This window comes from Stenotrophomonas sp., assembly GCF_036662295.1.
Lineage (GTDB): Bacteria > Pseudomonadota > Gammaproteobacteria > Xanthomonadales > Xanthomonadaceae > Stenotrophomonas.
In genome coordinates this window covers 54,543-63,081 of record NZ_JAVWXA010000008.1, presented here as the reverse complement: position 1 = coordinate 63,081, position 8,539 = coordinate 54,543, and the positions used below count along the sequence as shown (strand labels likewise).

Below are 8,539 nucleotides of genomic sequence, written 5' to 3'. Positions count from 1 at the left end.
ACCCCCGCCCGTACCCGCCCACGCGACATAACCGCTGCACTCGCGCGCGTTTTGCATTGCAGTGACGCAAGCAAAAAGCCACACGGCGATCCTTGTTGGTCGTGCGACCCGCCCCGGCATCGCGTGCAGCCACCCACGGGGTGGTCAACCCGACGCGGGGATTGGCGACACGCTCATGCCGGCCGCTGCCGTATCATCCGCGCCGATCCCCTTTCCAACGGCCGTCCCCATGTCCGCCAGCCCCGATACCGTCCCGCCTACTGAAATCAGCATGGCCGAGATCGTCTTCCCCAACCATACCAACCACCTGGGCACCCTCTTCGGCGGCCAGGCGCTGGCGTGGATGGACAAGGCCGCCTTCCTGGCCGCCGCCCGCTACTCCCGCCGCACCGTCGTCACCGCCCGCTCCGACCAGGTCGACTTCAAGCTGCCCATCCGCATCGGGCAGATGGTCGAAACCATCGGCCGCATCGTCGAGGTCGGCCGCAGCTCCATGAAGGTCGAAGTCGAGCTCATCGCCGAAGACCTCCACAGCGGCGAGCGCAAGCTCTGCACCCGTGGCCACTTCGTCATGATCGCCCTGGACGCCGACGGCCACCCCATCGCCGTGCCGCCCCTGCCCGAGGCCATCCCCGGCCCGTGAGCGGATTGCGTTGCCCGCTTCGCGCCCCCACCTGATCGGCATGTCCAGCCCGCTCGCCGCCTTCATCGACCGTGCCCACCGCCTGTTCGTCATCACCGGCGCCGGCTGCAGCACCGATTCGGGCATCCCCGATTACCGCGACGCCGACGGCCAGTGGAAGCGCACCCCGCCGGTCACCTACCAGGCCTTCATGGGCGAACTGGCCACCCGCCAGCGCTACTGGGCGCGCAGCCTGCTGGGCTGGCCCCGGTTCGGCCTGGCCGCCCCCAACGGCACCCATGCCGCCTTGGCCGCGTTGGAAACGCGCGGCAAGCTCCAAGTGCTGCTCACCCAGAACGTGGACCGCCTGCACCAGCGCGCCGGCAGCCGCGCGGTCATCGACCTGCATGGTCGGCTGGACCAGGTGCGCTGCATGGGCTGCGAGGCCCGCCTCCCGCGCGAGGACTTCCAGCACCTGCTGCTGGCCCACAACCCCGCCTGGGACCAGCTCACCGCCGCCCAGGCCCCCGATGGCGATGCCGACCTGGACGACGTCGATTTCAGCCGCTTCCAGGTGCCGGCGTGCCCGCACTGCGGCGGTATCCTCAAGCCGGATGTCGTCTTCTTCGGCGAAAACGTCCCGCGCGAGCGCGTGGCCAGCGTCCATGCCCACCTGCAGCAGGCCGACGCCGTGCTGGTGGTGGGCTCCTCGCTGATGGTCTATTCCGGCTTCCGCTTCGTCCAGGCCGCCGCCAAGGCCGGGCTGCCGGTGGCCGCGCTCAACCTGGGCCGCACGCGCGCCGATGACCTTTTCAGCCTCAAGATCGAGCAGCCCTGCGCGCCCGCGCTGGCCTTCCTGCTGCCCGGCGAGGCCGGCGGCGCACCGCCGTCGCCGGCTCCCGCGAAACTGTGATCCACCCGCACGGTTGCCTCGCGCGCCCGGCAGGAGTGCAATAGCGCCCGGTTTTCCCGTTTCCGCCAGCAGAGTCCTTCCTTGAGCCAGCTTTTCTCCCCCGTTTCCTTTGGCCCGCTGTCGCTGGCCAACCGCATCGTCATCGCGCCGATGTGCCAGTACGCCTCCACCGATGGCCTGGCCAATGACTGGCACCAGATCCACCTGGGCCAGCTGTCCCAATCCGGCGCCGGCCTGCTGATCCTCGAAGCCACCGCCGTGCTGCCCGAAGGCCGCATCAGCTGGGCCGACCTGGGCCTGTGGAACGACGCCACCGAAGCGGCGCTCAAGCACGTGGTCGAGGCGGTCAAGCGCTGGTCGCCGATGCCGATGGGCGTGCAGCTGGCCCATGCCGGGCGCAAGGCATCCTCGGCGCGGCCGTGGGACGGCGGCGGTGCGCTGCCGGCCACCGATCCGCGCGCCTGGACCACCCTGGCGCCCTCGGCGCTGCCGTTCAACCCCACCGACCCGACCCCGCAGGCGCTGGACCTGGCCGGCATCGATGCGGTGGTGGAGGCCTTCGTCGCCGCTGCCCAGCGTGCCGAACGCATCGGCCTGGACCTGATCGAACTGCATGCCGCCCACGGCTACCTGCTGCACCAGTTCCTGTCGCCGCTGAGCAACCGCCGCGACGACGAATACGGCGGCTCGCTGCAGAACCGCATGCGCCTGCTGGTGCGCGTGTTCGATGCCGTGCGCGAGGCGGTGTCCGACCGCATCGCGGTGGGCGTGCGCATCTCGGCCAGCGACTGGGTGGCCGGTGGCTGGGACATCGAGCAGACCACCACCCTGGCCCACGTGCTGGATGGCCGGGGCTGCCAGTTCCTGCATGTGTCCAGCGGCGGCAACGACCCGCGCCAGCAGATCCCGCTCAGCCCGGGTTACCAGGTGCCGTTCGCGCAGGCGATCAAGGCGCTGAAGCTGCGCATGCCGGTGATTGCGGTGGGCCTGATCACCGACCCGGCCCAGGCCGAATCGATCCTGCGCCACAGCCACGCCGACGCCATCGCGCTGGCCCGCGGCATCCTCTACGACCCGCGCTGGCCGTGGCATGCCGCCGCCGCCCTGGGCGACTCGCTGGAGCCGGCACCGCAGTACCTGCGCTGCGAACCGCGCGAGGCGCGCGGGGTGTTCATCGCACCCCCGCGCTGAGCAGCGGGCAGGCGCCGGCCACGTGGCCCGCGCCTGCCCGGCTCAGGCTACGTCCACCCGCCACTCCGGCGGCAGGCCGTCCACGATGTGCTGCATCAACGCGCGCACCTTCGGGGTGAGGTCGCGGCGGTCGCTCACGCACAGGAACAGGCGCATCGGCTCGGGCAGGGCATGCGCCTCGCCGGCGCCGTTGTCCTCGAACAAGGCCTGCAGCTCGCCGCGCGCCAGGTACGGGGCGGCCACGAACGCGGCCAGCCGGGTGATGCCACCGCCGGCCAGGGCCATCGCCGCCAACGCGTCGATATCGTCGCTGACCAGCGCCGGGCTCACTTCGGCATCGAAGCGCAGGCCGTCGCGCACGAACCCCCAGCGCAGGTTGCGCCCGTCCTTGGGGTGCCGGAACAACAGGCAACGGTGCTCGCGCAGCGCCTCGGGCGTGCGCGGCACGCCGGTGCGCGCCAGGTAGGAGGGCGCGGCGCAGAACACGAACGGCACCTGCGCGATCGGTCGCGCCACCAGGCCTTCCTCCAGTTGCGGCTCGATGCGGATGCTCACGTCCACGTCTTCGCGCGCATGGTCCACGTTGCGGTCGGCCAGCAGCAGCTCGATGGCCAGGCGCGGGTAGCGTGCCTTCAGCGAGGGCAGCAGCGGGGCCAGCTTGTGCCGGCCGAAGGAGGTGCTGCACGCGATCCGCAGGCGGCCTTCCGGGGTGGCATCCAGGTCGGTCACCGCCGCCTGCGCGCGTTGCAGGTCGCGCTCGATGTAGCGCACCTGCGCCAGGTACAGCGCGCCGCGCTCGGTGAGTGCCAGCTGGCGGGTGGTGCGGTTGAACAGGCGCACGCCCAGGTGGGCCTCCAGGCGCGCGATGTTCTGCCCCACCGCCGCCGCGCTGATGCCCAGCGTGCGCGCCGCCGCGGCCAGGCTGCCGGCATCGGCGGTCCGGATGAAACTACGGATTGACTGGAGAATATTCATGATGGCCACCATTCTCGCCTCTGATTGCAAAGTTTGTCTTTGCAAAGAGCCAACAGGCCTCGATCTACCGGCCGCCCGGGCCCGCTCCTAAGGTGGGTGTCCCTGCCGGCCCCGGCGGGCCGCCCTCCCTCCCCGGTGGGCCGCCGGGCCCGGCCGACCCTGCCGGAGATGGACCATGGACCCTGTGCTCGCCCCCCTCGATACCGACCCCCAGGAAACCCAGGAGTGGCGCGAAGCGCTGCACGCGGTCACCGAGGTGGCCGGGCGCGACCGCGCGCACTACCTGATCGACCAGCTCAGCGAGCAGGACACGGCCCGCCACGGCGGCCTGCACCCCCGCGCCTGGACCGCCTACGTCAACAGCATTCCGCTGGCGCGCCAGCCGGCCTATCCGGGTGACCTGGCGCTGGAGCAGCGGCTGGGCGCCATGATCCGCTGGAACGCGATGGTGCTGGTGCTGCGCGCCGGCAGGCAGTCCAACGTGGGCGGGCACATCGCCAGCTACCAGTCCGCGGCGGTGCTCTACGACGTGGGCTTCGACCACTTCTTCCGCGGCCGCAGCGAGACCTTCGACGGCGACATGATCTACATCCAGGGCCACTGCGCGCCCGGCATCTACGCCCGCGCCTACCTGGAAGGCCGCCTCAGCCAGGCGCAGATGGACAACTTCCGCCGCGAAGCGGACCGCGACGGCCTGTCCTCCTACCCGCATCCGCGCCTGATGCCCGACTTCTGGCAGTTCCCCACGGTGTCGATGGGGCTGGGCCCGCTCACCGCGGCCTACCAGGCGCGCTACATGCGCTACCTGGAATACCGTGGGCTCAAGCAGCACCAGGGCCGCAAGGTCTGGGCCTTCCTCGGCGACGGGGAGATGGACCAGCCCGAGTCGCTGGCCGCCATCGCGGTGGCCGGGCGCGAGCGGCTGGACAACCTGGTCTTCGTGGTCAACTGCAACCTGCAGCGCCTGGACGGGCCGGTGCGCGGCAACGCCAAGGTCATCCAGGAACTGGAAGGCACCTTCCGCGCCGCCGGTTGGAACGTGATCAAGGTGGTCTGGGGCAGCGGCTGGGACGCGCTGCTGGCCCGGGACACCACCGGCCTGCTGCGCCAGCGCATGATGGAATGCGTGGATGGCGACTACCAGACCTTCAAGTCGCAGAGCGGCGCCTACGTGCGCGAACACTTCTTCGGCACCTCGCCGGAACTGCTCGCGCTGGTCGCGGACATGAGCGATGACGAGATCTGGGCGCTGGCCCGTGGCGGCCATGACCCGCTCAAGGTGCATGCCGCCTACGCCCAGGCGATGCAGCCCGATGGCCGCCCGAGCGTGATCCTGGCCAAGACGGTCAAGGGCTTCGGCATGGGCGAAGCCGGCGAAGGGCAGAACATCAACCACCAGCTGAAGAAGATGAGCCTGGCGGCGGTGCGCGCCTTCCGCGACCGCTTCGACCTGCCGGTCAGCGACGACCAGCTGGAGGACATGCCCTACCTGCGCCCGGCAGCGGACAGCGCCGAAGCGCGCTATTTCGCCCAGCGCCGCCAGGCCCAGGGCGGCGCGCTGCCCTCGCGCGTGGCCACGTCGGCCGCGCTGCCGGTGCCGCCGTTATCCGCCTTTGCCACCCAGTTGCAGGGCAGCGGCGAGCGCGGCCAATCCACCACGATGGGCTTCGTGCGCATCCTCGGCACGCTGCTCAAGGACCCGGCGCTGGGCAAGCTGGTCATTCCGATCGTGCCCGATGAGTCGCGCACGTTCGGCATGGAAGGCCTGTTCCGCCAGATCGGCATCCACTCCTACCTGGGCCAGCGTTACACCCCGCAGGATGCTGGCCAGCTGAGCTATTACAAGGAAGCCCGCGACGGCCAGATCCTGCAAGAAGGCATCAACGAATCCGGCGCGATCTGCTCGTGGATCGCCGCCGGCACCGCCTACAGCAACCACGGCCTGGCCACGATTCCGTTCTACATCTTCTACTCGATGTTCGGCCTGCAGCGCGTGGGCGACCTGGCCTGGGCGGCGGCCGACGCGCGTACCCGCGGCTTTCTGCTGGGCGCCACCTCCGGGCGCACCACGCTGATGGGCGAGGGCCTGCAGCACGACGACGGCCACAGCCACGTGCTGTCCTCGGTGATTCCCAGCTGCATTTCCTACGACCCCACCTACAACCACGAGCTGGCGGTGATCGTGCAGGACGGGCTGCGCCGCATGTACGTGGAGCAGGAAGACATCTTCTATTACATCACCCTGCTCAACGAGAACTACCCGCACCCGGCGCTGCCCGAGGGCGTGGAGGCGGGGATCCTCAAGGGCCTGTACCTGCTGCACCCGGCCGCGCCCGGCCAGGATGACGCGCGGCGCGTGCAGCTGATGGGCAGCGGCGCGATCCTGCGCGAAGTGGAGGCCGCCGCCACGCTGCTGCTGCAGGATTTCGGCATTGCCAGCGATGTGTGGAGCGCGCCCAGCCTGACCGAACTGCGCCGCGACGGCCTGGCCGCCGAGCGCTGGAACCTGCTGCATCCCGCGCAGAAGCCGCGCGTGCCGTACGTGCAGCAGTGCCTGGCCGCGCACCCCGGGCCGCTGGTGGTGGCCACCGACTACATGAAGATCGTGGCCGACCAGATCCGCCCGTTCGTCGAGGGCCGCCGCTTCAGCGCGCTGGGCACTGACGGCTTCGGCCGCTCGGACACGCGCGAGGCGCTGCGCACCTTCTTCGAGGTGGACCGGCACTTCATCGTGCTGGCCGCGCTGAAGGCGCTGGCCGATGAGGGCCGCATCGCGCGCGCACAGGTGCAGCGGGCCATCGACCTGTATGCGATCCAGGTGGACAAGGTGGACCCGGCGCTGGCGTGACCGGCCCGCGCGGGCGCGCACGCCGACCTCGGTGCGCGCCCGGCAATGCGAAGCGGGTCTCGGCAATGCGGGGCAGGCGCTGCCATGATGGCCGCATCGACCACCACCGAGATGCGGATGCGAGCGCTGCGTATACGGGTTGTTTGGGCGTTGCTGCTGCTGGCCTGCGGCGCGTGGCTGTCCACCGTGGCCGCCGCGCGCACCGCGCCGGTTCCGGGCAGCCTGCATGCGCGGCTGGTCGCGCTTGATGCCACGCCGGCACAGCCGCCGGCCGAGCGCCTGGCGGCGATGCGTATCGCCTACGCCCAGGCCGCACCGGTGACGATGCAGCCGGCGGCGTGCACGGCGTTGCCGGATGACCGGCTGCAGGACTTGTTCCGCTCCACCGCGCTGATCGCCTTCTACGCGCGCGAACCGGCCACGTTGCTGCGCCTGCAATGCCTGTACGAGGCGCTGGTGGCGCGCGATCTTGCCGCGGACGAGCACCACCGCGCGATGCGCGGCTCGCTGATTGCGCTGCAGCGGTTCGACGAGGCCAATGCATTGAACGACCGGTTGCAGACGCCCCCGGCCGCGTTGCCACAGATCCAGGGCAACACACTGGTGGGCAGGCCGCTGCTGCGGATGATGGGCCTGGCCCAGGTGGAGCGCACAGTGCTGGCCGAGGCGGGTGTGGTGGTGGTGGCCGTGGTGCACCCGTACTGCGGCTTCTCGCGGCGCGCCCTGGAGGCGATCACCACCCGCCCCGATTACGCCTGGCTGCGCAGCCACCTGCAGCTGGTGGTCCCGATCGGCCAGGCCTGGCCGGGGCAGGAGATGCTCGACTGGAACACCGCGCATCCGGCGCTGCCGATGCAGCCGATGGTGAGCGATCCGTCATGGCAGGTGCTGGACACCGGCCAGTCGCCGGTGTTCCACCTGCTTCGCGACGGCAAGGTGGTGGCCACCGTGTCGGGATGGCCGCCGGAAGGCGCCGACCTGCGCCTGTTCCGCGCGGCGCTGGAGGCCGAGCAACGCTGATGCGCGGCGCGCTTGGTTGCATCTGAGAGCATCGCCCGCAGCGCGCAGACGCTCGCTTACACTGCCGCGATGCGCCCAGATTCCATTCTCACCCTGTCGTGCCCGGACCGTACCGGGATCGTCTACCGCGTGTCCGGCCTGTTGTTCGAGCTGGGCTGCAACATCCTCGATGCCCAGCAGTTTGGCGACGAGGAAAGCGGTCGGTTCTTCCTGCGCGTGCACTTCGACCGTGCGGCCAGCCAGTCGCTGGCCGACATCGAAGCGCGCATGGGCACGCTGGCGGCCGAGTTCCAGATGGACTGGCAACTGCACGACGCACGCCGCCGGGCGCGCCTGCTGGTGCTGGTCAGCAAACAGGGCCATTGCCTCAACGACCTGCTGTTCCGCGCGCACAGCCGCCAGCTGCAGGTGGACATCGCCGCGGTGGCCTCCAACCACCACGACTTCGCCGCGCTGGCCGGTTCCTACGGCGTGCCGTTCCATCACCTGCCGGTCAACGCCGACAACCGCGCCGTGCAGGAGCAGCAGATCATCGACCTCGTCGAGCGCGAGCAGATCGACCTGGTGGTGCTGGCGCGTTACATGCAGATCCTGTCGCCGCGCCTGTGCCAGGCGCTGGCGGGCCGGGCGATCAACATCCACCACAGCTTCCTGCCCAGCTTCAAGGGCGCACAGCCGTACCACCAGGCGCACGTGCGGGGGGTCAAGATCATCGGCGCCACCGCGCACTACGTGACCGAAGACCTCGACGAAGGCCCGATCATCGAGCAGGACGTGGCCCGCGTGGACCACGCCATGACCCCGCGTGACCTGGTGCGCCTGGGCAGCGACACCGAATCGCAGGTGCTGGCGCGCGCCGTGCGCCGGCACGTGGAGCACCGCATCCTGCGCAACGGCCACCGCACGGTGGTGTTCCGCTGAGCTGAACTGCGATGCGACGCGCCTTCCGCCAAAGGGTAGTGCCGGGGGC

Annotated in this window: 7 protein-coding genes; 6 read left to right on the top strand and 1 reads right to left on the bottom strand. The window is 70.4% G+C overall.

Features of this window, described 5'->3' with window-relative positions; genetic code table 11:
* Nucleotides 1-229: 229 nt before the first annotated feature.
* The 3 genes from RSA25_RS03130 (at nt 230) to RSA25_RS03120 (ending at nt 2,726) form a co-directional block, all read left to right on the top strand.
* The gene (locus RSA25_RS03130; RefSeq protein ID WP_332807457.1) at nt 230-643 is read left to right on the top strand and encodes an acyl-CoA thioesterase; all 414 of its coding nucleotides are present in this window, start codon (nt 230-232) and stop codon (nt 641-643) included.
* Nucleotides 644-683: 40 nt separating this feature from the next.
* Nucleotides 684-1,535, top strand: a complete 852-nt coding sequence (locus tag RSA25_RS03125; RefSeq protein ID WP_332807456.1) for an NAD-dependent protein deacetylase — start codon at nt 684-686, stop codon at nt 1,533-1,535.
* A gap of 81 nt (nt 1,536-1,616) precedes the next feature.
* Nucleotides 1,617-2,726: an NADH:flavin oxidoreductase/NADH oxidase gene (locus RSA25_RS03120; protein WP_332807455.1), complete on the top strand. Its 1,110-nt coding sequence runs from the start codon at nt 1,617-1,619 to the stop codon at nt 2,724-2,726.
* 42 nt (nt 2,727-2,768) lie between these two features.
* Here RSA25_RS03120 and RSA25_RS03115 read toward each other — a convergent pair whose 3' ends face one another.
* Entirely contained in the window at nt 2,769-3,701 is a 933-nt protein-coding gene (locus RSA25_RS03115; protein WP_332807454.1) for a LysR substrate-binding domain-containing protein, read from the bottom strand.
* Nucleotides 3,702-3,876: 175 nt separating this feature from the next.
* Here RSA25_RS03115 and aceE point away from each other — a divergent pair, with 175 nt between their 5' ends.
* The 3 genes from aceE (at nt 3,877) to purU (ending at nt 8,490) form a co-directional block, all read left to right on the top strand.
* Nucleotides 3,877-6,549 carry a pyruvate dehydrogenase (acetyl-transferring), homodimeric type gene (gene aceE, locus RSA25_RS03110; protein WP_332807453.1) on the top strand — a complete coding sequence of 891 codons (2,673 nt, stop codon included), beginning with the start codon at nt 3,877-3,879 and terminating at the stop codon, nt 6,547-6,549.
* Between the two features lie 117 nt (nt 6,550-6,666).
* Entirely contained in the window at nt 6,667-7,569 is a 903-nt protein-coding gene (locus tag RSA25_RS03105) for a hypothetical protein (protein ID WP_332807452.1), read from the top strand.
* 69 nt (nt 7,570-7,638) lie between these two features.
* Nucleotides 7,639-8,490 carry a formyltetrahydrofolate deformylase gene (gene purU, locus RSA25_RS03100; protein ID WP_332807451.1) on the top strand — a complete coding sequence of 284 codons (852 nt, stop codon included), beginning with the start codon at nt 7,639-7,641 and terminating at the stop codon, nt 8,488-8,490.
* Nucleotides 8,491-8,539: the final 49 nt, after the last annotated feature.

What these genes read in the sequence shown, in the direction of transcription:
- RSA25_RS03125 (WP_332807456.1), top strand. Translation starts at nt 684, where the DNA reads ATGTCCAGCCCGCTCGCCGCCTTCATCGACCGTGCCCACCGCCTGTTC.
- RSA25_RS03115 (WP_332807454.1), bottom strand. Translation starts at nt 3,701, where the DNA reads ATGAATATTCTCCAGTCAATCCGTAGTTTCATCCGGACCGCCGATGCC.
- RSA25_RS03105 (WP_332807452.1), top strand. Translation starts at nt 6,667, where the DNA reads ATGCGAGCGCTGCGTATACGGGTTGTTTGGGCGTTGCTGCTGCTGGCC.
- purU (WP_332807451.1), top strand. Translation starts at nt 7,639, where the DNA reads ATGCGCCCAGATTCCATTCTCACCCTGTCGTGCCCGGACCGTACCGGG.
- aceE (WP_332807453.1), top strand. Translation starts at nt 3,877, where the DNA reads ATGGACCCTGTGCTCGCCCCCCTCGATACCGACCCCCAGGAAACCCAG.
- RSA25_RS03130 (WP_332807457.1), top strand. Translation starts at nt 230, where the DNA reads ATGTCCGCCAGCCCCGATACCGTCCCGCCTACTGAAATCAGCATGGCC.